The organism is Thioalkalivibrio sp. AKL19 (assembly GCF_000420165.1).
Lineage (GTDB): Bacteria > Pseudomonadota > Gammaproteobacteria > Ectothiorhodospirales > Ectothiorhodospiraceae > Thioalkalivibrio.
Genome location: NZ_ATUK01000014.1, coordinates 279,441 through 302,710 on the forward strand (window position 1 = coordinate 279,441; position 23,270 = coordinate 302,710).

At 65.2% G+C, this 23,270-nt stretch carries 19 protein-coding genes and 1 tRNA gene; 11 read left to right on the forward strand and 9 right to left on the reverse strand.

Going from position 1 to position 23,270, the window contains the following annotated elements:
- Positions 1-40 precede the first annotated feature (40 nt).
- The 5 genes from F817_RS0111030 (at position 41) to F817_RS13805 (ending at position 4,954) form a co-directional block, all read left to right on the forward strand.
- Positions 41-1,327, forward strand: coding sequence for a GGDEF domain-containing protein (locus F817_RS0111030; RefSeq protein WP_024327709.1), 1,287 nt, complete (start codon positions 41-43; stop codon positions 1,325-1,327).
- Positions 1,328-1,346: 19 nt separating this feature from the next.
- Positions 1,347-2,234: a PfkB family carbohydrate kinase gene (locus F817_RS0111035; RefSeq protein ID WP_024327710.1), complete on the forward strand. Its 888-nt coding sequence runs from the start codon at positions 1,347-1,349 to the stop codon at positions 2,232-2,234.
- A 132-nt stretch (positions 2,235-2,366) separates the two neighbouring features.
- Positions 2,367-2,756: a hypothetical protein gene (locus F817_RS0111040; protein ID WP_024327711.1), complete on the forward strand. Its 390-nt coding sequence runs from the start codon at positions 2,367-2,369 to the stop codon at positions 2,754-2,756.
- Positions 2,757-2,824: 68 nt separating this feature from the next.
- Positions 2,825-3,277 carry a hypothetical protein gene (locus F817_RS0111045; protein WP_024327712.1) on the forward strand — a complete coding sequence of 151 codons (453 nt, stop codon included), beginning with the start codon at positions 2,825-2,827 and terminating at the stop codon, positions 3,275-3,277.
- A 336-nt stretch (positions 3,278-3,613) separates the two neighbouring features.
- Entirely contained in the window at positions 3,614-4,954 is a 1,341-nt protein-coding gene (locus tag F817_RS13805; protein ID WP_231369407.1) for an FMN-binding glutamate synthase family protein, read from the forward strand.
- Positions 4,955-5,276: 322 nt separating this feature from the next.
- Here the strand turns inward: F817_RS13805 and prsT are convergent, their stop codons facing one another.
- From prsT to F817_RS0111075, 5 genes are all read right to left on the reverse strand, one after another.
- Positions 5,277-8,063, reverse strand: coding sequence for an XrtA/PEP-CTERM system TPR-repeat protein PrsT (gene prsT / locus F817_RS0111055; protein ID WP_051132343.1), 2,787 nt, complete (start codon positions 8,061-8,063; stop codon positions 5,277-5,279).
- Between the two features lie 68 nt (positions 8,064-8,131).
- A complete protein-coding gene (gene prsR, locus F817_RS0111060; protein WP_024327714.1) occupies positions 8,132-9,469 on the reverse strand; it encodes a PEP-CTERM-box response regulator transcription factor in 1,338 nt (445 codons plus the stop codon).
- A gap of 61 nt (positions 9,470-9,530) precedes the next feature.
- Positions 9,531-11,582, reverse strand: coding sequence for an XrtA/PEP-CTERM system histidine kinase PrsK (prsK, locus tag F817_RS0111065; protein ID WP_024327715.1), 2,052 nt, complete (start codon positions 11,580-11,582; stop codon positions 9,531-9,533).
- A 7-nt stretch (positions 11,583-11,589) separates the two neighbouring features.
- Entirely contained in the window at positions 11,590-12,984 is a 1,395-nt protein-coding gene (locus F817_RS0111070; RefSeq protein ID WP_024327716.1) for a TIGR03013 family XrtA/PEP-CTERM system glycosyltransferase, read from the reverse strand.
- A 154-nt stretch (positions 12,985-13,138) separates the two neighbouring features.
- Positions 13,139-13,786 carry an XrtA/PEP-CTERM system exopolysaccharide export protein gene (locus F817_RS0111075; RefSeq protein WP_024327717.1) on the reverse strand — a complete coding sequence of 216 codons (648 nt, stop codon included), beginning with the start codon at positions 13,784-13,786 and terminating at the stop codon, positions 13,139-13,141.
- A gap of 250 nt (positions 13,787-14,036) precedes the next feature.
- Here F817_RS0111075 and F817_RS0111080 point away from each other — a divergent pair, with 250 nt between their 5' ends.
- From F817_RS0111080 to F817_RS0111095, 4 genes are all read left to right on the forward strand, one after another.
- A complete protein-coding gene (locus tag F817_RS0111080; protein WP_024327718.1) occupies positions 14,037-14,813 on the forward strand; it encodes a YdcF family protein in 777 nt (258 codons plus the stop codon).
- Positions 14,814-14,855: 42 nt separating this feature from the next.
- On the forward strand, positions 14,856-15,836 hold the full coding sequence (galE, locus tag F817_RS0111085) for a UDP-glucose 4-epimerase GalE (protein WP_024327719.1): 981 nt from the start codon (positions 14,856-14,858) through the stop codon (positions 15,834-15,836).
- Between the two features lie 231 nt (positions 15,837-16,067).
- Positions 16,068-17,126, forward strand: a complete 1,059-nt coding sequence (locus tag F817_RS0111090) for a type IV toxin-antitoxin system AbiEi family antitoxin (RefSeq protein ID WP_024327720.1) — start codon at positions 16,068-16,070, stop codon at positions 17,124-17,126.
- Between the two features lie 216 nt (positions 17,127-17,342).
- Positions 17,343-20,657 carry a DUF3427 domain-containing protein gene (locus tag F817_RS0111095; RefSeq protein ID WP_024327721.1) on the forward strand — a complete coding sequence of 1,105 codons (3,315 nt, stop codon included), beginning with the start codon at positions 17,343-17,345 and terminating at the stop codon, positions 20,655-20,657.
- Here F817_RS0111095 and F817_RS14325 read toward each other — a convergent pair.
- The 3 genes from F817_RS14325 to def are packed head-to-tail and all read right to left on the reverse strand — an operon-like array spanning position 20,647 to position 22,283.
- The gene (locus tag F817_RS14325; protein WP_081644493.1) at positions 20,647-21,267 is read right to left on the reverse strand and encodes a bifunctional 2-polyprenyl-6-hydroxyphenol methylase/3-demethylubiquinol 3-O-methyltransferase UbiG; all 621 of its coding nucleotides are present in this window, start codon (positions 21,265-21,267) and stop codon (positions 20,647-20,649) included. The genes F817_RS0111095 and F817_RS14325 overlap by 11 nt on opposite strands.
- Before the next feature lie 12 nt (positions 21,268-21,279).
- Positions 21,280-21,687 carry a (deoxy)nucleoside triphosphate pyrophosphohydrolase gene (locus F817_RS0111105; protein WP_024327723.1) on the reverse strand — a complete coding sequence of 136 codons (408 nt, stop codon included), beginning with the start codon at positions 21,685-21,687 and terminating at the stop codon, positions 21,280-21,282.
- 59 nt (positions 21,688-21,746) lie between these two features.
- Entirely contained in the window at positions 21,747-22,283 is a 537-nt protein-coding gene (gene def, locus F817_RS0111110; RefSeq protein WP_024327724.1) for a peptide deformylase, read from the reverse strand.
- 168 nt (positions 22,284-22,451) lie between these two features.
- On the opposite strand from def, the gene F817_RS0111115 reads away from it, so the two are divergent.
- Entirely contained in the window at positions 22,452-22,733 is a 282-nt protein-coding gene (locus F817_RS0111115) for a type II toxin-antitoxin system mRNA interferase toxin, RelE/StbE family (protein WP_024327725.1), read from the forward strand.
- Position 22,734: 1 nt separating this feature from the next.
- The gene (locus F817_RS0111120) at positions 22,735-22,995 is read left to right on the forward strand and encodes a helix-turn-helix domain-containing protein (protein ID WP_018863440.1); all 261 of its coding nucleotides are present in this window, start codon (positions 22,735-22,737) and stop codon (positions 22,993-22,995) included.
- A gap of 143 nt (positions 22,996-23,138) precedes the next feature.
- On the opposite strand, the gene F817_RS0111125 is transcribed toward F817_RS0111120, so the two are convergent.
- Positions 23,139-23,214, reverse strand: a tRNA-Phe gene (locus F817_RS0111125).
- Positions 23,215-23,270: the final 56 nt, after the last annotated feature.

Here is a 23,270-nt window from a genome sequence, read left to right on the forward strand (position 1 = left end):
CCGCGTTTAAATAGACGCGCCTACTATCCGGGATTTCCCGATGTCCGACAGCGATCTGCGAAAAACCGTCATCGACCTCGAACGATCGCTGGAGCGGGAACGTGCCGTTCAGGATGCCACTCGACGGGTTGCCTTGCGCGCGCTCGCCGTCGTTTCCGCGAAGGTCCCGGCGCTGGAGGGGGCTGTACGCGACCTGACCCGCGCCATCGAATCCGACCCCGGCGATACCGCCTGGCTGGACCGCCTGAGCGGCCAGCTGGCCGATGCCGTACGTTCCAGTGACCAGCGCCAGGACCTCGCCGAGGGCATCCTCGAGGTTGTCCGCCGCGGCCTCCACGGGTTCGAGTTTCTCGACTCCGAAGTGGATGCCCTGACCCGCGCGGCCGACCGACGCGACAAGGCAGAGATCGAGCGCACCCTGGGCCGCCTGTTCTCGGTGCTGCACGACAAATGCCAGAAGGCCATGACCGAGCGCGAAGAACTTACCGAGGTCGTCGGCGAAATCTGGCATCGCCTCGAGGATGTCGACACCGCCCTGTCCGAGGACGAAGCGCGCGGCGAACGCGCCCGCGAGTCGGTCTCGGAGCTGCATGCCGGGATCTCCGGCGATGTCGCCCGGATCAAGGGCCGGGTCGTCGACGTCGAGGACCTGCCGACCCTGCGCACCGAGGTCAGTCGCGGCCTGGACCGCATGGTGGAACGGGTCACGACCTTCCGCGACGAACAGGAGAGCGAACTGCTGGCCGCACTGGAGCGCAACCGGGCCCTGCGCTCCAAGGGCCGCAGCCTGGAGGGGCAGGTGCAGGCGCTGCGCGCCCGCCTGGAACAGGCCCGCGCCGAAGCCACGCACGACAGCCTGACCGGCCTGCCGAATCGTACGGCCTTCGAGCAACGCCTGGAACAGCTCCCCGCGGAGCTGAAGCAATCCGGCACCGCCTCGCTGCTTGTCTGGGACATCGACCACTTCAAGGTCATCAACGACGAATACGGCCACAGCGCGGGCGACAAGGTCCTGCGGGCGGTCGCCGAAATCCTCGCCGAGGGCGTCCGCGAACCGGACTTTGTCGCGCGCTACGGTGGCGAGGAGTTCGTGATGATCATCCATCGGGAACCCGCAGCCGCGCACGAACAGGCCAATACGATCCGCGAGGCGGTGGACCGCCTGATCGTGCGGGCGGGGAAAACGCGCCTGAAGGTCACCATCTCCGCCGGTCTGGCCGGGATCGACCCCGCGGCCACGCCGGAGATGATCTTCGACGCGGCCGACCATGCGCTGCTGCAGGCCAAGAAGCGGGGCCGCGACCGCATCGAGCGGGCCGACGACTGATCCCGTGTCGAGGGACGCCATGAACGCACAGCCACCTCACCTGATCTTCGGCGAAGTCCTGTTCGACTGCTTCCCCGACGGCACACGCGTACTCGGCGGAGCCCCCTTCAACGTCGCCTGGAACCTGCACCAGCTGGGCGAGGCCGCCTGTTTCGTCGGCGGCATCGGGGAGGACGCGGACGGCCACGCCATCCGCGCACACATGGACCGCATCGCGATGGACACCCGGGGGCTGTACCACCACCCGTCGGCTCCTACCGGCCAGGTCCGCATCGCACTGGACAACGGCGAACCGAGCTACACCATCGTGCCCGACCAGGCCTACGACGATGTTCCGGCGGACTGGGCAGAGGCGCTCCCCGAGAACGCCGCGCTGCTCTATCACGGCACGTTGGCCCTGCGCTCCGGCAACCGGGACCTGCTGGAACGCCTTCAGGCCCGCGCCCGCCGGCGCTTCGTCGACGTGAACCTGCGCGCACCCTGGTACGAGCCCACCGACGTCCTCGCCCTGATGCGCGGGGCCGACGTGGTCAAGCTGAACACCGACGAGGCCGCCACGCTGGCCCCTGAAGTCACCGCAACGGAACGTCCGGCGGCGCTGCTGGAACGGGCGGCCATCCGCTCTGCCCTGATCATCACCCACGGCGCCGACGGCGCCGGCATCCACACGGCCGACGGGCAGCACTGGCAGGCCCCGGCCCCCGCCGTCGACGGCTTCCGCGACGCCGTGGGGGCTGGCGATGCCTTCGCCAGTGTGGCCATCATCGGCCTGCAACACGACTGGCCCTGGGCGACCACCCTCGAGCGCGCACTCGGGTTCGCGGCCGCCGTCTGCTCCCTGCAGGGCGCCACCACCGCGGATGCCGCGTTCTATCGCGAGGCGTCGCGCGACTGGCGCTCGGGCTGACCGCACCGGGACGCCCGGACACAAAGACCGCACGCCGCGGCATATCCCGCGCACGCTGCCCCCTCTACCTTGAGGAACAGGGCGATCCATGACGGATCGCCCGTTCGCAAGCCCAACTGAGGAGGCATGGTCATGCATCATTCAATCCGCACACGCAGCATCAAGAGCCTGGCGCTGAGTCTGGTCCTGCCCATCGCGCTGGCGTTCTCGGCCACCGCGAGTGCCGAAGAGGTCACCCGCATCCACCTGGAACAGCACAACGGCTATTTTGCCGCAGAAGAAACCCTGGCCGACCTGAAGGCCGGTGAATACGAGTTCATCGTCACGAACCAGGCCGGCAAGGTGGCGGGCTTCCAGGTGCAGAACCATCGCACCAACGAAACCCTGGCAATGTTCCCGCTGCAGCCGGGCGAGACCGGATCGGCCCGGGTCACGATCAGCGAGGACGGCTTTCGCTATCGCTGCCCGATCAATCCGACCCCCTGGTACGAACTGGATAACGTCGGGCCCGCCGACGACTGACTGAGCGGCATTTCCGGGCAGCACGGACCATCGCGCTGCCCGGCATTCGCCCGTACAAGGAGTCCCACATGGCCCTGCGACATACCTATTTCTCGGCCGCCGGTTTCAACCCGCTTCCGCATATCGACCGCTGGTTGCATCCCTACCGGCTAGCGGCCGAAGTCACCCTCCGCGAGCGGACCGTCCACGTTTACTGGACCGATCGCGCCCGGCAGGCCCTGGAGGAGCAAACAACGCCCCTCTATGTCGAGATGCAGCTCTATTTTTCCTGCGTCGTGAAAAAGCGGGTCCTGTTCCACGAGTCACCGCCGCGCTCCGATTTCGTCGCAGCCGTCCCGCAACTGTATGTCCGGGCGAGCACGGTGGAATCCGATATCTGCTCGCCCGAGGCGTTTGCCGCCGGCTACCCCGCCCGACGCGAGCTTTCCAGCGCCGGCACCCGGCGCATGGTGCCGCGTAATCTCTGGCTGGATTACCGCGCCGGCCAGTGGGTGGGCGAGATGGCCGTTGGCGGGTCCTGAACGCGCCACCCGGACCCTGGGACACGTCTCCCGGACGCTCGACCCTTACACCCGCGCACCGCTGCGCCAATACTCGGAGACAGATCCAGGCAAACGGGCAACCCCCCCGAAGATAGGCCCCCATGGGACAGTCCGGCTGGCTGATGGGCCTGATGGAATTCATGTCGCTGCTGTTCATCTTCGTGGTGGGCAGCATCATCGCCGCGTTGATGGTGCTCTACGCGATCGACCGGACCCAGCGAACCCAGGCGATCCGCCGCAACTATCCCGTCATCGGGCGGCTGCGCTACCTCCTGGAGCACCTCGTGCAAGTTCTTTCGCCAGTACTTCTTTGCCATGGACCGCGAAGAGCTGCCCTTCAACCGCGCCCAGCGCAGCTTTGTCTACCGCGCCGCGAAGGATCTGGATACCACCGCGAGCTTCGGCTCCACACGCGACCTCACGCCCACTGGCTCGGTGTTCTTCGTCAACTGTCCCTTCCCCACCCTGGCGACCGACGCGGCCACCAGTGAACCCCTGGTCATCGGCCCGCACTGCTCCCATCCCTACGCGGCACCCTCGCTGTTCAATATCTCCGGCATGAGCTACGGGGCCATCTCCAAACCCGCGGTGCAAGCCCTCTCACAGGGTGCCGCCCGAGCCGGCTGCTGGCTCAACACTGGCGAAGGGGGACTTTCGCCCTACCACCTGGAGGCCGGATGCGATCTCGTGTTCCAGATCGGCACAGCCAAGTACGGGGTGCGAACCCCGGACGGCCGCCTGGATCATGACCGGCTAAGGGAGGTGGCCGCCCTGGCGCCGGTGCGCATGTTCGAGATCAAGCTGAGCCAGGGGGCCAAGCCCGGCAAGGGCGGCCTGCTGCCGGGGCGCAAGGTGACCGAGAAGGTCGCGCGGATTCGCGGCATCCCGGTCGGGCTCGACTCCATCAGCCCCAACCGTCACGTCGAGGTCGACAGCATCCCGGACCTGCTGGACCTGATCACGGAGGTGCGCACAACCACCGGCAAACCGACCGGTATCAAGTTCGTGGTCGGCGCCTACGGCTGGCTGGAGACCCTGTGCCGGGAGATCCTCGAACGCGGCACCGCTTTCGCACCCGACTTCGTGACCGTGGACGGAGCGGACGGCGGTTCCGGCGCGGCCCCCGGAGCACTGATGGACAGCATGGGGCTGCCGCTGCGCGAGAGCCTGCCGATGGTCATCGACATCCTGGAGCGCTACGGGCTGCGCGAGCGGGTCCGGGTGATCGCCTCGGGCAAGCTGGTGACCCCAACCGACGTCGCCTGGGCGCTGTGCGTGGGGGCCGATTTCGCGGTGTCCGCGCGCGGCTTCATGTTCGCCCTCGGCTGCATCCAGTCCATGCAGTGCAACAAGGACACCTGCCCCACCGGCATCACCACCCACAACCCCCGCCTTCAGCAGGGCCTGGACCCGGCCCACAAGTCGGTGCGCGTCGCCCACTACGTCCGCAACACCATCCACGAGGTCGAGGTGATCGCGCACTCCTGTGGCGTCCGCGAGCCCCGCGAACTGGAACGTTTCCACGCCCGCATCGTCGCCAGCCACGGCCAGTCCGTCCCGCTGGACGCGTTCTACCCCACACTGCGGGAAATCAACCAGGGCCGGGATGTCCGCCCCGGTGTGTCACGCACACAGCCCTCCGGCAATCGCGAATGACGCATGCCGGCAACGCGGCCGTACAGGGGCCCGAGAAGATCCCGGTTCACCGCCTCGCCGTTTTCGGGGTCGGCCACGACGGGGGTCGCCCCGGCCACCCCGGGCCAGTATTGTCTTTCCGCTGGAGCGCGCCTCGCGCGCACAACGCCTCGGACACATCCACCAGGGATCGGCGCCGGCAATACGACCTCCAGCGGTAACGGATCCGGTTCTCCTGTACCGGTGGGTGGACCACCGATCGCTCGCAGCCACCACAACGGAGCAGCCCCGTCCGCAAGCAAGGGGGACGAGCCCCCTTGTCTGCGGCCCTGGCGCGCCGGGCTTACAGCCGATCGAGCAGGGCCTCGGCGTCCGCCCGTTCGGGGAACTGGTCATGCGTATCCAGCAGCCGGCGCAGACGCTCGGCAGCGGCGTCGTTCTGGCCCCGCTCGCTTTCCGCCCAGGCCAGGTGATACTGGATACCCGCATTGTCCGGTGCCAGCTCACTGGCACGACCGAGGATTTCCGCAGCCTCGGCTGCCTCGCCGGCATGGATCAGAACCACGCCGAGGGTATCCAGTACCGGGGGCGCCTCCGGTGCCAGTTCGGCAGCGCGGCGGGCATGTTCCAGGGCCTCCCCGGTATCACTCTCGCGCAGCGCCCATGCCAGATTGTTGCGCGCGATCACGTCGTCGCCATCCTGCTCGACAATCTCGCGGTACGACACCACGGCGCCGGACGTGTCGCCCGTGGCCATCTGCTGCGCCGCGTAGATGTGACGGGTCGCCAGGTCCTGCGGGTGGTCGTCGAGCCAGTCTGCCAGCGTGGCCTGGCCGGCCTCGACATTGCCGGACTCGCGCTGGGCCCGGGCCAGCTCGTGCACCCAGTCCCGGCGCTGGTTACCCGCGTCCTCCAGGGCCGCCCGGTAGTGCTCCACGGCAGCTGTGGGGTCATCCCGCTGCAGGGCCGCGCGGCCCAGCAGGGCCTGGACCTCGCCACGGTCCTCGAAACGCTCCGCCAGACGCTGCAGGTGGGGCCGGGCATCGTCGGTACGCTCCTGATTGAGGAGACCACGGGCCAGGAGCACGCGTGCCCGGTAGTGGTCCGGCTGCCGCTCCAAAAGCTCGCGGAGCGTGGCCTCGGTCGCGCCCTCGTCGCCCGCCTGCGCATGCGCGCGGGCCAGAGCCAGGCGGAGGTTCACATTGTCCGGTGCCTGTTCGACGGCCTCCTCGAGGCTTGCGACAGCGGCATCGGGACGGTTGAGCGTCTGCTGGACATCCGCCAGCGCGTACAGCAGGTCGGGATTTCCGGGGTGATGTTCGCGGGCTGCCAGGAGCGTCTCCAGGGCCTGCTCCGTCTGCCCCCCCTGGAGCTGGATCTGGGCCATCATCAGATGCGGGGGCAGCATGCCGGGCTGGGAGTCAATGGTCACCCGCAACCAGCGGGCCGCGCCCTGATGATCACCATCCTGCAGGCTCATGTTGGCCAGCCGCTCCGCCGACCGGGCATGTCCCGGATGGCGTTCCTGGATACCCTCCAGGACCTCGCGTGCCGCCCCCCGATTGCCGGCCTGGAGCTCCAGGCCGGCCAGGTTCATCGCCACGGAGAGGTCATCCGGGTCCAGCGCGACGCCCTCGCGGAAGGCTGCCCGGGCCTCGTCGATTCGCCCCAGCCCCATCAGGGCAGCCCCCTGCAGACTCAACGGTCCTGCCGCTTGCGGCTGCAATTCCTGCAGGCGCTGGGCGCGCTCCAGTGCCTCGTCATAGCGCCCCATCTGCAAGAGGTACAGCACCATGGTGGTATCCGCCTGCTGGACCGAGGCCTCGCCGCCGCCGGCGGAGCGCAGGGCCTCCAGACCTTCCTCGGTCTCGCCGCCCCGGAGCAGGGCCACCGCCAGGAGCTCCTGCAGGCCCTGTGATCCCGGACTCGAGGCTGCGGCGTCACGCAAGGCCTCGATCCCGGCGTCGGAATCGCCGGCAACCAGCAACAACCGCCCGCGCAGTTCGGCCATGTCGGCCGGGTCGCCGGTGTAGTCGCGGCTCACCCGCTCCACGAACTGCAGTGCGTCTTCCACACGCTCCTGCTCGAGATAGATCGCGGTCAGCGTGCGGATACCCTGCAGCGATCCCGGGCTCTCCTGCACATGACGGTTGAGGTTGTGTTCGGCCTGCTCCAGGTTGCCCAGACTGCGGTGCGCCAGCCCGAGGCCCAGCAGCGCCGGACTGTAGGCACGATTGCCCGCCAGCGCCTGTTCGAAACTCGCCCGCGCCTCGCCATGGCGCTCCTGCTGCATCAGGAGCATTCCGTCCAGATAATGCACGCCCGGATGGGACGAGCCGCCCTGCTTGAGGCCGTCCACATCCGCCCGGGCACCCTCGTGGTCACCGGTGTTCAGGCGCACCATCGCACGCGCCATGTGATCGCGACCCGAGACCGGGCGTACCTCGATGGCCCGGCTGAAGGCCTCTTCCGCACCCTCCAGGTCGCCGGTTATGCGGCGAAACTCGCCGAGCAGGCTCCAGGCCTGCCCCAGCCCGGGCTCCAGGTCGAGCGCCTGTTCCAGGGACGCGATCGCGCTTTCGGCATCGCCGTCGGCCATCGACAGATGGGCACGCGCCAGGGCCTGCAACGGCTCCTGTTCGCCCGCGCCGAGCCCCGCCAGCTCGCCTTCCACCGCGTCGCGTTCACCGACCGCCGCGAATGCGACGGCACGCAACGCATGCAGCCGCGGCCGCTCCTCGGCCGCCAGATCCTCCGGCACCTCCTGTGCGCGGATGCGTCCAAAATGATCAAGTGCGAACCAGGCCTCGGCCAGGGGCAGCGTGACCTGCGCCTCCGGGATCCCGAGCGACTGCGCCCGCTCCAGCTGACGGCGGGCCTCCTCGGGGTTGTCCAGTTGCAGGTACACCACCCCGAGGTGCCGCCGTGTGGCGGGGGCATCGGTGTTCAGTTGGAGGGCATTGCGGTACTCGATGCGGGCACCGCGGTAGTCACCCTGCTCCTGCAGGGCCTGGGCACGTTCGAGGTAATCCTGTTCGCTGGCCGACCCGATCTGGTCGCAGCCCGCCAGGCCCACACCGGTGGCCAGCACCACGGCCAGGGCCAGTGGCTTGAGCCGTCCATTCGGCATACGGCTGTGACGGGGCCGGGCAAGCCCGGGGCCTTGTTCTGTGTATCGGGTAGTCACCATGGTGCTCCTCATCTAAGCCCGTACTTGTCGAGCAGGCCGTAGAGCGTTGGACGGGTAATGCCGAGCGTGTCGGCCGCCTGGGCGATGTTGCCGTTACAGCGGCCCATCGCCTTGATTACGGATTGGTATTCGGCCCGGTCCCGGGCCTCGCGCAGACGTTCCGGTGGCGCGTCGTGGTCCCGGTCCTGGAGGCCGAGGTCTTCCGCGGTCACCAGGTTGCCGTCGGCCATGATCACGGCACGCCGGATCAGGTTCTCCATCTCGCGCACGTTACCGGGCCAGTTGTGGTTCTCGATCGCCCGCAGCGCGTCGGCGGTGAAGCCGCGGCGCGGCTTGCCCTGCTCGCGGGCAAAGCGTTCCAGCAGCGCGTGCGCGAGCAGGGTTGCGTCACCCGGGCGTTCGCGCACCGGCGGAATCTCGATCGCGATCTCGCTGATGCGATAGAAAAGATCCTCGCGAAAGTCGCCCTCCTTGATCAGGGCCTGGAGGTCCTGATTGGTGGCGCCGATGATGCGCACGTCCACCGGGATCTCGTTGCGCCCACCCAGGCGCTCGACGGTGCGCTCCTGCAGGAAGCGCAGGAGCTTGGCCTGCAGGCTCTGCGGCAGGTCGCCGATCTCGTCCAGGAACAAGGTGCCCTTGTCGGCGTGCTCGATCTTGCCGATGGTCTGGCGGGTGGCGCCGGTAAAGGCGCCCTTCTCGTAGCCGAACAGTTCGCTTTCCAGGAGGTTTTCCGGGATGGCCGCGCAGTTGATCGCGACGAACCGTTCCCTGGCGCGGTTGCTGAAATCGTGGACGGCGCGTGCCAGGACCTCCTTGCCGGTTCCGCTGTCGCCCAGCAGCAGTACGGTCGCATCGGAGGGCGCCACACGCTCCACCATGCGGCAGACCTGCAGCATGCGCGGGTCCGACGTGATGATCCCGGACAACGAAGAGGTGCTGCCCCGGGCCAGGCGGCGATTCTCGTCCTCGAGTTCGTACAGGCGCGCGGCGCGATCCACGATCAGCCGCAGAAGCTCGGCGTCCACGGGCTTGATGTAGAAGTCGTAGGCACCCAGCGCGACGGCCTTCAGTGCGTTCTCGCGATCGTCGTTTCCGGTGACCACGATCACCTTGGCACCGGGATTGAACGCCAGGATCTCCTCCAGCAGCGCGAGGCCCTCGGTGGCGTTGGCGGGATCCGGTGGCAGGCCGAGATCCAGCGTGATCAACTCGGGCTCGTGCCGGCGCATGTGAGCCATTGCGCTGGCACGATCCTGGGCCTGGAGGATCTCGTAGCCGTCCAGGCACCAGCGCAACTGGCTTTGCAGGCCTGCGTCATCCTCGACAATCAGAAGCTTGAGCATCGACTCCATTACTTTGTACCCGGCCCCGGGAGGACGTGATGGTGAACGGCACGAAGGATGATCATGTGGCGTACTGCGGCAGGCGCAGCGTGAAGGCGGTACCTTCGCCAACGCGGCTGGATACATCGATCCGCCCACCCATCCGGACCACCAGGTCCCGGGCCTCGTACAGGCCAATGCCCATGCCGGCGTTTCCCTTGGTGGTCTGGAACGGGCGGAACAGCCGCCGACGAACGAAGTCCTCGTCCATCCCCGCCCCGTTATCCTCGATTTCGATGATGGCCCATTGGTCCCGGGTTTTCAGGGTCAAGGTTATATCGCCGTTATCCGCTGTAGCCTCCTGTGCATTACGCACCAGGTGCAGCAGCACATTCCGCAGTGCATCGCGGTTTCCGAGGACTTCCGCCGGCGCCTCGATCGACACCCTCGGCAGCGGCCGAACCTCGCCGCTGTCACGGGCAACCTCGTCCAGCAGGGTATCCATCTGGATGGACTGACGCGGGCTGTCGGCACCCGGCTGCGCCTTGCGCAGCTGGGCCAGGGTGCGTTCCAGGCGGTCACGTGCATGGCCGACGGTACGGAAGGCATCCGCCACGAACTCGGGGTTGTCGCGGTGGCGCTCGGCGTTGGCACTGATCAGGGACAGCTGGGCCGAGACATTCTTGAGGTCGTGGACCAGAAACGCCGCCAGCCGGTGAAAGGTCTCGAACTGGCGTGCCTCCAGCAATGCCTCGTCGGTCTGCACCAGAGCCACGTAGACCGCCAGCTGGCGGCCCGCGGTCTTCAGCAGGTCGCGCTCCTCCCAGTCGATGCGGTGTCGCGCGCGTGGCTGGGCGAGCACGACAAAGCCCTCCAGGCCGTCACTTTTCAGCAACGGCACCACCGCCCAGTGGCGCGGGTTCTCGACCAGCCAGTCCGGTAACACGAGCCCGTGATAGAACGCCGGATCACGGCGAAACTCGTCGATGTCGATGACCCATCCGGACTGCGTCAGAAACACCACGAGCGGGTCGTCCGGTTCCAGCGCCGGGTACTCCGGCTCGCCCAGATTCAGCACCCCGTCGAGGGCAAAGGTGCCATCGTCCCGCCGGACCCAGAGCAACCCCCCGGGGCTTTCGACCAGTTCGCCGATGGCCTGGATGGCCCGCTGCCGGAACGGGGTCTCGTGATCCGTCTGTGCCAGGGTGCCGGTAAAGCGCAGCCACTCCTGGCGGTAGTCGTAGCGGTAGTTGAAGAAGTGCTTGGCCAGCCAGACACGCAACTGGGCACGCACGCTGCCGGAAAAGAGCACGATCGCCAGCAGCAGGACGGCCCCGAACAAAAGGGTGACCTGCAGTAACGCGCCCAGTTCGCCCCCGTGGTGGCGCAGATAGTAGCCCGCACCCCCGACCGCCAGCAGATAAAGTCCGGCCCCGAACAGCGACGCGGTGTGAAACAGCAGGTGGCGGGAAACCGTGGGCCCCTCGCGCTGGGGCAAACGCCGGCTCATCGCCACCGCCAGCAACGGGACGACCAGGGCGTTGACGAACCCGCGGGCCTGCCAGGACGGGCTGTCGATCGTCTGGAACAGGACCAGGTCCGCGAACAGGAACAGATCAAACGCGAACAGGCCACCCAGCCCCAGGCACAGGAACTTGATCTCCCAGCGATTCTGCGGCGGCGTGTTGCGGTAGACCTGCTCCACCAGCACGAGCCCGGCAATCGCCATCAACAGGGTTGCGAGCCCGGGCCAGATCGCACCCAGCAACTGCGGCCACAGCATCGGCACCAGCATGAACAGCAGGAAGGCCGCGACCGCGCTGGCCCATCCGCGCAACGCCCGCGGCTCGACTCCGGGGCGACTCCCGCTGCCCGCCAGCAGGGCCAGCAGCAGCGCAAACCAGCCCGCATTGCGCGCCACCTCCATCACGCCACCGGAGAGCGCGGCGCTGGTGCCGTAGTGCCAGGCGAGAAAGGCCAGATACCCGGCCCATGCCACCGACAACAGCGCGGCAAGCACCACCCAGAGGCCCGAAGGCCGGTTACGCCAGCGCACCAGGGTCACGACCGCCAGGATCAGGAACGCAAGCGCCGCCGTCAGATAGCTGATCGCGGCAAGGGGAACACTCATCATCGCGATATCAGCGGGCACCGCGTCCGAACAATACGACCTTGACCGTCTCGAACAGGATCAGGATGTCCAGAAACAGGGTGTGATTCTTCACGTAGTACAGGTCGTACTGCAGTTTCTGCCGTGCATCCTCGACCGAGGCCCCGTAGGGATACCGCACCTGGGCCCAGCCGGTGATGCCCGGCCGGATGGTGTGGCGCGCCGGGAAATAGGGGATCTCCTCGGTCAGCTGCTCGACGAACATCGGACGCTCCGGGCGCGGCCCGACAAACGACATGCTGCCCTCGAATACGTTGATCACCTGCGGCAGTTCGTCGATGCGCAGCTTGCGAATGATGCGCCCCACGCGGGTAATGCGATCGTCGTCGGACACGGCCCAGCGCGCGACGCCATCCATCTCGGCATCCTCGCGCATGCTGCGGAACTTGCAGACCTCGAACGGTACATTTCCCAGCCCCACGCGGGTCTGCCAGTAGAACACCGGGCCGCGACTCTCCAGCTTGACGGCCAGGGCCGTCGCCAGCATCACCGGCAGGGTTGCCAGCAGCAGGGTGGCGCTGGCCAACACATCGAACGTCCGCTTGACGGCGCTGCGCGTCCAGTGCTGCCGGAAGCCCTCGCCGAAGATCAGCCAGCTGGCATTCAGTGAATCCAGCTGCACCCGCTGTTGTTCGCGCTCGAAAAAGCTCGACAGGTCGGTAACGGCCACTCCATTCAGCTTGCACTCGAGCAACTGCCGGATCGGCAGGTTACCGCGGCGATTGCGGATCGCGACCACGATCTCGTGCGCCCGGTACTCGCGCGCCAGGTCCAGCAGACTCGCGTCCGGCCCGAGCTGCAGGGGATACCCATGGCCCAGCGGGCAATCCTTCTCGCCGTCGGTCGCGATGTATCCGAGAACCCGGTACGGCAGGTCTTCGGGCGGCTTGTCCGGATGGATGGTCTCGATCGCGCAGGCCCGACTCCCGGTACCCAGTACCAGGACCCGGCGCTTGAACGCATCCGCCTCGGAAAAGTTGCACCAGAGGGTGCGCTCGGCGACCAGGCCGGTCAGCAACAGCAGCACGCCGCCACCCACGGCCGTCGGCGAGAACAGCGCCGCCGGCACGATGGCGCCGTAGGCCAGCAGCACCCCGCCAACCACCAGGATCGCCGGGACCAGGCGCAGCAGGGACCGCGGGATGCTGCGGGTCGCGAGGTAATCGGACTCGTACAGCCCGGCCAGGGTGAGGACCACCAGGACGATCAGCGTCGCCGCCATCAATTCGGGATCCAGCAGGCTCAGGGCCTCCGGCTGGAAGGGAGGCAGGCTCAACACCAGATACAGGCACAGATACGCGACCAACAACTCCGCGGCCGCGAGCATCAGGACGCGGCGGCGAATGTAGTGGCCAAAGATGCGCACGGCTAGCCCCCTCGCCGAGGCGCGTGCACAGGGGGTTTGTTCGTCCTTGTCAGGGGATCCATTACCACCGTCCCCGATCCCGTTGCCTGGGAGTGGTTGCCCCCGGACGGACCCTCAAGCCCGCCCGGGACACAACGCAACCCGCCCGGGGTCGTCAGAAGCGTCGTTCCGGAATGATCAACGTGTCGCCGGGCAGCATGTCCACGTTGGCCGAGATATCGCCGCCGTTAACGAGATCGTCCAGGCGTACGCGGTACTGCTGGCGCTCGCCGTTCTCGTGGCGCACGATCACCGCGCGATTGCCCGCCGCGAAGTCCGTGATACCGCCCACGGCAATCATCACGTCCATCACGCTCATGTCCTCGCGGTATTGCAGCGCCTGCGGCTCCGCGGCCTGCCCGATCACCCGGACCTGGCGGTTATAGGGCCCGGCAAAGCCAGTCACGATCACGGTCACGATCGGATCGCGCAGGAAGCGGGAAAGCTCTTCCTCCATCGCGCGCGCCAGCTCCGTGGGCGTCTGGCCGCTGGCCTGAACATCCTCGACCAGCGGGGTCGTGATCTGCCCGTCGGGCCGCACCGCCACACTGGTGGAGAGATCCGGGTTGCCGCGCACGGCCACCTGCAGGGAGTCGCCGGGACCGATGATGTACTGCTCGATCACCGTGCGTTCGATGGAGGTCGGGGCCTCCGGGTAATCCGTCGTGGCACAGCCAGCCAGCAGCATGGCCGGCAGCAGGATGACGAAGCCGAACCTTGGCCCGGACTTCGACCCGGCCTTTGGAGCATTGATCAGGGACATCACGACTCCCCCTAGGAAAATCTGACGGTTGTTGGAGGCTTCACCCGACCGGGAACGGGGCCCGCGCCGCACCCCAAAGGCCGCGGCAACTGGCTACGCTTACCGGGAATGCCGGATTCCACAAGCAACTTGATGTTAGGCCCCGGTTATGAACAGAGTCCATGTAAGGCCTTCATTGCCCGCGCTCCGGGACTAACGTTCGCGTTACGGCGAAAGCCGGGTCGCCCACTCCGCCGAACAGGGGTTTACCGTGGATTTCCTTTCGCTCCGTTTCCTGGCCGACTGGCTGCTGCTCCCACCCAGCGGTCCCCTCCTCCTGGCCCTGGCAGGCCTACTCCTGTACCGGACCGTGACGGGCAAGGCGCTGCTGACCGGCGGGCTTCTACTGACCTACGCCTTCAGCATCCCGCCCGTGAGCCACGCCCTCATGGCACCGCTGCAAGCAGCCTACTCGCCACCCGGCAGCACCGAGCTGGAGCAAGCCGAAGCCATCGTCGTCCTCGGCGCCGGCTATCGCAGCGGTGCCGTGGAATTCTCCGGTGAGACGGTCAACGACCTGGCCCTGGTGCGCCTGCGCTACGCCGCCGCCCTGCATCGGCGCACCGGCCTCCCGGTCGTCGCCACCGGCGGCGGCCCCGAGGACCGGGAACCGGAAGCCCGCTGGATGGCCGAGGTCCTCGAGGAGTTCGGCGTTACGCCGGTGTGGCAGGAGACGCGGGCACGCGACACGGAAGGAAACGCCCGGAATTCGGCCGCGTTGCTGCGGGAACGCGGCCTGCAGCGCGTCCTGCTCGTCACGCACGCGCACCATCTCCCGCGCGCCACAGCGGCCTTCGAACGCGCGGGGTTGCAGCCCATCCCGGCCCCGACCGGCGCCTTCGTCGCCCACGACACGCGCCTCTCGTTAGGCGCCTTCAAACCCCAGGCTAACGCCATGCGCACCAGCTGGCTCGCCATGCACGAGTACCTCGGTATTCTGTGGTATCGCTGGCAATACGGTCGTCGCCCGGCACCGCCGGACCCCTGACGCGGCCCGCCAGCCCCAACCCATCACAACCGGGGGCAACGGATGAATCTGCTGGTAACGGGCGGCGCCGGATACATCGGCAGCCATGTACTGCGGCATCTGCGCAGGGGCGGGCACGACGTCACCGTGTACGACAACCTCAGCACCGGGCACGCATGGGCCGTGGGGGATGCCGAGCTGGTCGTCGGCGACCTGGCGGATACCGGGCGCCTGCGGGAAACACTCGAACGCGGCTTCGACGGCGTACTCCACTTTGCCGCGCACATCATCGTTCCGGAATCGGTCACCGACCCGCTCAAATACTACGGCAACAACACCCGCAACACGCTCAACCTGCTGGAGGCCTGTGCCGCCACCGGCGTGCGTTACTTCGTGTTCTCCTCCACCGCCGCCGTCTACGGCATCCCCGACACCGTCTCGGTCGCGGAGGACGCACCCCTGCGGCCGATCAACCCCTACGGCGCCTCCAAGATGATGTCCGAGCGCATGCTGATGGATCTGGGCGCCGCCTCCGACCTGCGCTATGTCAGCCTGCGCTACTTCAACGTGGCCGGCGCCGACCCCGAAGGCCGTCTCGGCCAGGCCACGCCGGACGCCACGCACCTGATCAAGGTCGCCTGCCAGGCCGCGACCGGCCAGCGCGACGGGATCACCGTGTTCGGCACCGACTACGCCACCGGCGACGGCACCTGCGAACGCGACTACATCCACGTCGAGGACCTCGCCGCCGCTCACGTCCGCGCCCTGGAACACCTCGACGGTGGCGGCAACTCGCAGGTGCTCAACTGCGGCTACGGCCACGCCTACAGCGTGCTCGAGGTCCTCAACGCCGTGAAACGCGCCAGCGGCGTCGACTTCCACGTCACGCTCGGCCCGCGTCGCGAAGGCGACCCGCCCGCCCTGATGGCCGACGCCCGCCGCATCCGCCAGACCCTCGCCTGGGAACCGCAATACGCCGACCTCGACCTCATCGTCCGCCACGCCCTCGCCTGGGAGCAGAAGACGTCACTAGAGACCGCCTGAGCACTAACATCTCCCTGGAAATCGCGGCCCCGTCCGATAACCGACGGGGCAAAAGGCAAGGCCTGAAGATTCGCGGGTAAACCCCGACGCTCTCGCCACCGGCGCAACACCAATCCATCACTCCACGCCGGGAAACATCCCGTTCCTCACCGTACAAACAATCCGGACTTTGATTTTTGTTCCATTTAGGCCTATGTTCAACCGAATTGAACAAAGACTAATACTGAACGAATGCGCCCGACTGACGAAATCCTCGCGGCACATCCGCTTCTGCAGCAGGCATACGAGCGCCTGGAGCGCGAGACGGGACTACGGCCGCAAATTGAACGCGCACCCGCCCGCGGAAGCACGGCTCGGGCGGGAGACCGGTCCGCATTCCTGCGCGTCGCCCCGGAACACACTAACCGGTGCTTTGAAGTCCACGTCCTGCCTCGGCTCACTCCAGTCGAACTGGGGCTGACCGCCAACCGGCTCGATCCCGAATGGCCCGCACTGATCATCAGCGAATACGTGAACCCGAAGATGGCCGACCGCCTGCGTGACATGGACATCGGCTTTCTGGACCTCGCCGGCAACGCGTACATCAACGCCCCGCCAGTTTATGTCTTCATCAAGGGCAACAAGCGTGCGGCCATGGAATATCCGGATCCCGCACCCGCGGCGCACGCCGCCTTTCAGGGCGCCGGGCTGCGCATCGTGTTCGCCCTGCTTTGCGCTCCACATCTCGTGAGCTCCACCTATCGGGAAATCGCCGAGGCCGCCGGCGTGTCACTGGGGAGCGCCAGCCGAACGCTGCATGCACTGCGGGACCAGGGCTATCTCCTGGAAACCAGCCGACGCACACGGCGACTGCACAACTACCCAACCCTGATCGAGCGCTGGACCCTCGCCTACCCCGAACAACTGCGGCCGAAAACCTTCCTCGGGCGTTACCGCGCGGCCGACCCGGAGTGGTGGCAGGACGCCGACCTGGCCCCGTTCGAAGCCGCCTGGGGTGGTGAAGTGGCGGCCGCGCGACTCACCAGCTACCTGGTCCCGGAACGCATCTCCATTCACACGCGAATGGCCCCAGCCCCTCTACTGGCCACCTTCGGCCTGCGCAAGGACCCGACAGGAAATATCGAGCTCCACAAGAGCTTCTGGCCCCCGGAGTGCAACACAGACGCACCGGACCTGGCGCCCCGCCTGCTCGTCTATGCCGAACTACTGGCGAGCGGACACGAACGGAACATCGAAACCGCAAGGATGCTTTATGAACAGGGTCTGGCTGGACATCTCGAACCGGATTGATCCACTGCAAACAGAAGCGCTGGGCGAGCTCGATCGCCTGGCCACCGAGCTCGGCCTCATTGTCCGCCACGCCCTCGCGAGGGAACAGAAGACAGCTGGTAAAGCGATGCAAGAAAGCGCTTGGGCTTTCCACAGCGGGGACCGGATATCCACCGGAAGAACCTGATAAAACGCGTGCTATCCTGGTTTTCGGTTTAGGGGGAGACCGATCCGACCGTGACTTCGAGCGCACAACCCAAACGTGCAGAGACCGACGTACGCCGGCTAGTCCGCGGCGGTGAACGCGACCCGTTTCTTCCCCGGCTCCTAGCTGCAATCCGTCATGCAGACGAAATCGAGCTAGCTGTCGCCTTTATTAAATCCTCAGGCCTCAACCTGATCTTCGAGGCACTGGTGGAGCGCTGCGATGGCGCCCGGCCCGCTGTTCTTCGCATCGTTACCAGCGATTATCTTGGCGTCACCGACCCCCAGGCCTTGCGACAGCTTCTTCTTCTCGCTGAGCGTGGCGCAGATGTGCGCGTGTACGAGTCCGACAAGCGGAGCTTTCACCTCAAGGCATACTTATTCCTCCGCAGTGCCGGCCAAGATGGAGAAGCCTTCGTCGGGTCGAGCAACATCAGCCACGAAGCGCTAACTCGAGGAATCGAATGGAACTACCGGGTGGAAGCAGAGGCATCGGTCGATGGTGGCTCCAATCGCCTGGACGAAATCCGAGAAGCCTTTCGGGAGGTTTTTTGGCACCCACGTACGCGGCCATTGGAATATGCATGGGTTGATGCCTACGAACAACGCAGGCCGACCGAGCGCCCGCGGGTCGCACCCGGAAGCGATGATCCAGAGTTTCCTCCTCCTGACCCCACCCAACCTCAGCAAGAAGCCCTGGAAGCCCTCGCACAGACCCGTGCCGAGGGATACGAGCGTGGGCTAGTGGTAATGGCAACAGGTCTCGGGAAGACGTACCTCGCAGCCTTCGACGCACAGCAGTGCCAAGCAACCCGAGTGCTATTCGTTGCTCACCGAGAAGAAATCCTGCTTCAAGCAGAGGCGACTTTCCAACGGGTCTTTCCGCAGGCGCACGTAGGCCGGTATCGCCGCGACGTTCGCGACACAGATGCAACCATGCTGTTCGCCTCGGTTCAGACACTACACCGGGAGGAACACCTGGAACGGTTCGCACCAGATGCCTTCGACTACATCGTGGTGGATGAATTTCACCACGCAGCTTCCGCGACCTATCGGCGGGTGTTACAGCATTTCGGGCCCCGGTTCCTCCTAGGACTCACAGCAACGCCTGAACGAGCGGACCAGGCCAACATCCTCGCACTGTGCGATGACAACCTGGTACAGACTACGGACCTGTTTGCCGGGATTCGCGCCGGCCTACTTTGCCCGTTTCACTATTACGGAATCCACGACGATTCCGTTGACTACAAGCAAATCCCCTGGCGCAACGGTCGTTTCGATGAACAGGCGGTAGAGAACCAGTTCGCGACGGCCGCGCGCGCCCGACATAACTTGCGTGAATGGAGACACAAAGCGGGCCAACGCACACTCGCGTTTTGCGCCTCCCGACGCCATTCAGACTTCATGGCAGAAGAGTTTTCTCGTCAGGGGGTCGCAGCACTCTCGGTTCACGCGGGTTCCACAATGAGCCGAGAAGAAGCGCTAGAGCGACTGAAAACCGGTCAGACAAAGGTAGTGTTCTCGGTGGACCTGTTTAGCGAGGGGATTGATGTTCCTGTCGTGGACACCGTGATGATGCTTCGACCGACGGAATCCCCAGTCCTATTCCTCCAGCAGCTTGGGCGCGGGCTCCGCAAGGCCCCCGAAGCAGGCAAGGAACACCTGGTAGTACTCGACTTTATTGGCAACCATCGAGCCTTTCTGAACCGCCCTCGTGCCCTGTTCCAGGTAGGTGACACTGGGAGAGAACTACAAGAGCTAGTGGAACGAGCCAGGGAGGGTACGCTGGACCTACCCTCTGGCTGTTTCGTGAACTACGATCTCGCGTTTCTCGATTTCCTGGAACGGCTCCAGCCACAGGCGGCCCATGAGCGCTACGAGAACCTCAAAGCCTCGCTCGGGCGTCGACCAACCGCGGCTGAGGCTTATCGGGCGGGTCTTTCCATGCAAGCTTTGCGGCAGCAAAGCGGCAGTTGGTGGCAGTTCCTCGCCGACCATGGTGACTTGTCTGATAGCGAAATGGAGTGCGTGACAGCTCATGGCGACTTCCTGCGCGAAGCCGAAGTTACCAAGCTGAACCGGTCGTACAAGATGGTTCTACTGGAAGCCCTATTGGAGCTCGATGGATTCCGCGAAGCGGCGAAAATCGACGACCTCGTGGCCGCCTCAGCCCAGGTGTTCAGGCGCCGCCCTCAGTTGCAGGCCGATTTACCCCCCGAGCTCCGTGGGCCCGACGGGTTGGATGTGACCAAGTTGCGCCCGTATTGGCGAAAGAATCCAATTCACTTCTGGACCAAGGCCGACCAAGGTCCAGACGTACGGCGCTGGTTCATCGTTGATCATGATCAGTTCACCCCAACTTTTGACCTCGGCGATCGCGTGCAAGCCGACACCTTCACCCAAATGGTCCAAGAGCTTGTGGATTACCGGTTAGCCCAATACCGCCCTGCGATCGATCCCGCAGACCAGCGTCCTGACGAAGCGCACGTCCTCCCTTTTCCACATCAGGAAGGCCACACTCAACTACCCTTCTACCCAGACCTAAAGATTGCTTGCGGCCATTTCCGCGTGGCGCGCGGAGACGGTGAAGAGAACATCGCCGTACCCGCTGGCTACGGTCGCCTCGACCCCGATCGTCACTTCGTCGCCCGTGCGCAGGGGGACTCCATGAACGGGGGTAAGAATCCAATCCAGGATGGTGACTACTTGCTGCTTGAGTGGGTGACCGACACGTCCGCCGGGTCTGTGACCGGTTCAACCATGGCGATCGAACGACAAGACGAGGCTGGGGATAACCAGTACCTGCTACGAGTAGTCACCAAGGATGCTCACGGACGCTACATCCTTAAAGCCAACAACCCTGCTTACCGGGATCTCGAAGCCGATAGTTCGATGCGGACCTTCGCCCGCCTGCGGGACGTGCTTGATCCATTGGACCTCGCAATTGGACAGCATTTCGAGCGCACGAAGATCGCGGAACTCTTCGGAGCCACGTACACCTCAGGCGCGTGGCAATCGGGACACATCGTCCTGCCGGAGACTCGAACCCATATCCTACTGGTAACGCTGAACAAGCAAGGAAAAGCGGAAGACCACCGGTATCTGGACTATTTCGTCGACGAACGCACGTTCCACTGGCAGAGCCAAAACCAAACCACGCCCGAAAGCAGGCGTGGAAAGGAAATCATTGAACACCGAGAAAAGGGCATCGATATTCATCTGTTCGTCCGTGACCATAAGCTTGGGCCCGATGGTCGAGCAGCGCACTTTCAATACATGGGTCCAGTCGAGTACGTCACACACCAAGGTTCGGCCCCAATGAGCGTCACCTTCCAGCTCAAATCTTAGCGCCCCGGCGGAAAGCGATCTCAGCCCACATAATGCCTTTCCGGTTCAAAGCATCCTCGTTCGTGCTCGAATGAATCACCTGCAATCCCTGAGCCACAGCCAAGCTCTCGAGCTCCTCCATGCTTACGCCGTACATGCCGCGCTCCGCCTCGGGTTCGGCCAAACGCAATGTGAAAGCGAGGACCCCATCGGAAGCAAGCAGGCCGAGCAGAGTGCCCAGGCTCTTCTCGCGCTCTTCCGGGGCTACGTGCATCCAAACCGCTGATAGAAGGATTAGCTGAAATTCATAGGCGGCGGTTCGCAGCTGAGACAGATGCGGCAAACGGTCGTCAATCCATTCGATGCGGGAATGTGGATGCAGCCGTTGCGCTTCTTCGCGCAACAGATCCGTTGGTTCGACCGCCACGACGGAATACCCTCGCTCAGCGAACGCGGCCGCATCGCGTCCGGATCCAGCGCCAACATCGAGAACTGACCCGAGAGTCGCCTCAGGAAGATGGGGCAGCAGCCATCGGTGAACAGCCTCGAATCGGACGGCTTCATACTGACCGACCAGCACTTTTGCCCGGGTACCGTACCAGCGGGTTGCTATGTCATTTGCGTTTGACATGGCGCGCAATGATCACTGCCTTTCGAGAAAGGCATGGAGCAACGGGATATCGGCTGGAGCAAGGTCCAGTTCGTGTGCTTTCTCGGATGGGACCCATAAGCAGTGATCGTGGACGGTGAGGCGGGGTTGGCCCTCGGGGGCAACGGCGGATAGCGCGACCAGTTCCACGCCGCCTGAATCGGGGATCAGGCTGCGGCCGATCTCCTCGCCGATCTCGGCGTGTATCCCCAGTTCTTCCAACAGCTCGCGGCGAAGGGCAGCTTCCAAAGGCTCGCCGGGCTCGGTCTTGCCACCGGGAAACTCCCAGTAGCCAGGCAACGCCTGATCCGGCGCGCGGCGGGCGAGAAAGATTCTGCCGCGCTCATCCTCGATGATGGCGCAGACCACACAACGTTCCGCTATGCCTTCGACCGATGCCACAGGGCTCCTCCATCCAGGCTGCCCCGGATGCTACCAGGTTCGTCCACGCCGAAGGCCCATCAGATCGAGACGTGGAACTCGCGATATTCGTCGTGGAAGGCGAGCCGCGTGGTGTCGGTGACGCGGTCGATGTAGAGCTTGCCGTCGAGGTGGTCGATCTCGTGCTGGAAGACGGTGGCGAGAAAGCCTTCGGGCTCCAGATGGCGCGGCGTTCCGTCCGGCTCGCGGTAGTCCATGGCGATGTGGCGGGGGCGCGCGACTTCGCCACGCAGGCCGGGTACGGAGAGGCAGCCTTCCCAGTAGCGCTGCGGCGTCGGGTCGAGCACGGTCACGGCCGGGTTGACGAGGACCATGCGGCCGGTGGGCACGGCATCGGGGTAGCGGCTGTTACCGGGCTCGATCTCGATCACGGCGACGCGTTGCGGTACGCCGACCTGGGCGGCGGCCAGGCCGAGCCCTTCGTTGGCGTGCATGGTGTCGACCAGGTCGTCCACCAGGGCGTGCAGCCGGGGGCTGTCAAAATCGGATTCGGGTACCGGGTCGCAGGTGCGACGCAGGTCGGGGTGTCCCATGCGCAGGATACGGCGAACGCTCATGGGAAAGATGGTGCCACAAGGGGGAAATAATGGTGGCCGGGGACGGAATTGAACTGCCCTCAGAAGAAGAGGAAACGCTCCTTTCTAGCTGTCACCTTGCCGCATTCGTAACCCGCGTCGGGATGTCGAACTTGACATGCCATATTTAGTATACATACTTTATTTAGTATGTGGAATGTCTATGAGCACAAGCGGGTGGAGAAGAACCTTGCAGCGGCACCTGCTGAAGTTCAGAAGCGCTACGAAAAGTGGAAGGACATTGTCACCATCTCCGGTCCGCAGGGGTTGCGGCAGATTCGGGGCTTCAACGACGAAGCTTTATCGGGCAAGTGGAAGGGCTTCCGGTCGTCTCGTCTGAACCTCCAGTACCGCGTCATTTACCGGGTGGAGAAGAACAAGGTTCTTATACAGGTCGAGAAGGTGACTCCCCACGATTACGGGAGGACGTGACATGAGTGATTATCGCAAGGCAAAGAAAAGGGTCGAAGTTTCGGTTGGCGAGTCGGTTCGGATCCTGCGTGAGCTTCAGGAAATGAGCCAGAACGACCTCGCGAATGCTTCCGGCATCCCGCAGTCCACCATTTCGGCCATCGAGAATGACCGTGTACGTCTCGGTGTTGATCGCGCCAAGGTCCTGGCAAGGGCACTGCGCTGCCACCCCGCCGTACTCGTATTCCCGGGCTGGGATGTCGAGCATGAATCGGCCGCATAGCCGTCAGGTCATCAGGCGGTTCAAGGACATTCAACGTCGGACCAAGTACCTGAGCGCATGCAGACGCGACGCAGGTCGGACGGCCCATACACAGACACGGCCAACGCTTATTGATGGGGAGGATGGTGCTACGGGAAAGATAATGGTGGCCGGGGACGGAATCGAACCGCCGACACGGGGATTTTCAATCCCCTGCTCTACCGACTGAGCTACCCGGCCATACTTCGGGGGGATTCGTCCTGCGGACGAAGGGCGGTATTAAAGCGGCCCGGCGG

Coding starts and splice junctions, on each gene's coding strand:
- prsR (WP_024327714.1), bottom strand. CDS start 9,469: ATGCTCAAGCTTCTGATTGTCGAGGATGACGCAGGCCTGCAAAGCCAG.
- F817_RS0111035 (WP_024327710.1), top strand. CDS start 1,347: ATGAACGCACAGCCACCTCACCTGATCTTCGGCGAAGTCCTGTTCGAC.
- F817_RS0111120 (WP_018863440.1), top strand. CDS start 22,735: ATGAGTGATTATCGCAAGGCAAAGAAAAGGGTCGAAGTTTCGGTTGGC.
- prsT (WP_051132343.1), bottom strand. CDS start 8,063: ATGCCGAATGGACGGCTCAAGCCACTGGCCCTGGCCGTGGTGCTGGCC.
- prsK (WP_024327715.1), bottom strand. CDS start 11,582: ATGATGAGTGTTCCCCTTGCCGCGATCAGCTATCTGACGGCGGCGCTT.
- F817_RS0111045 (WP_024327712.1), top strand. CDS start 2,825: ATGGCCCTGCGACATACCTATTTCTCGGCCGCCGGTTTCAACCCGCTT.
- galE (WP_024327719.1), top strand. CDS start 14,856: ATGAATCTGCTGGTAACGGGCGGCGCCGGATACATCGGCAGCCATGTA.
- F817_RS0111040 (WP_024327711.1), top strand. CDS start 2,367: ATGCATCATTCAATCCGCACACGCAGCATCAAGAGCCTGGCGCTGAGT.
- def (WP_024327724.1), bottom strand. CDS start 22,283: ATGAGCGTTCGCCGTATCCTGCGCATGGGACACCCCGACCTGCGTCGC.
- F817_RS0111090 (WP_024327720.1), top strand. CDS start 16,068: ATGCGCCCGACTGACGAAATCCTCGCGGCACATCCGCTTCTGCAGCAG.
- F817_RS0111030 (WP_024327709.1), top strand. CDS start 41: ATGTCCGACAGCGATCTGCGAAAAACCGTCATCGACCTCGAACGATCG.
- F817_RS13805 (WP_231369407.1), top strand. CDS start 3,614: ATGGACCGCGAAGAGCTGCCCTTCAACCGCGCCCAGCGCAGCTTTGTC.
- F817_RS0111075 (WP_024327717.1), bottom strand. CDS start 13,786: ATGTCCCTGATCAATGCTCCAAAGGCCGGGTCGAAGTCCGGGCCAAGG.
- F817_RS14325 (WP_081644493.1), bottom strand. CDS start 21,267: ATGTCAAACGCAAATGACATAGCAACCCGCTGGTACGGTACCCGGGCA.
- F817_RS0111115 (WP_024327725.1), top strand. CDS start 22,452: ATGTGGAATGTCTATGAGCACAAGCGGGTGGAGAAGAACCTTGCAGCG.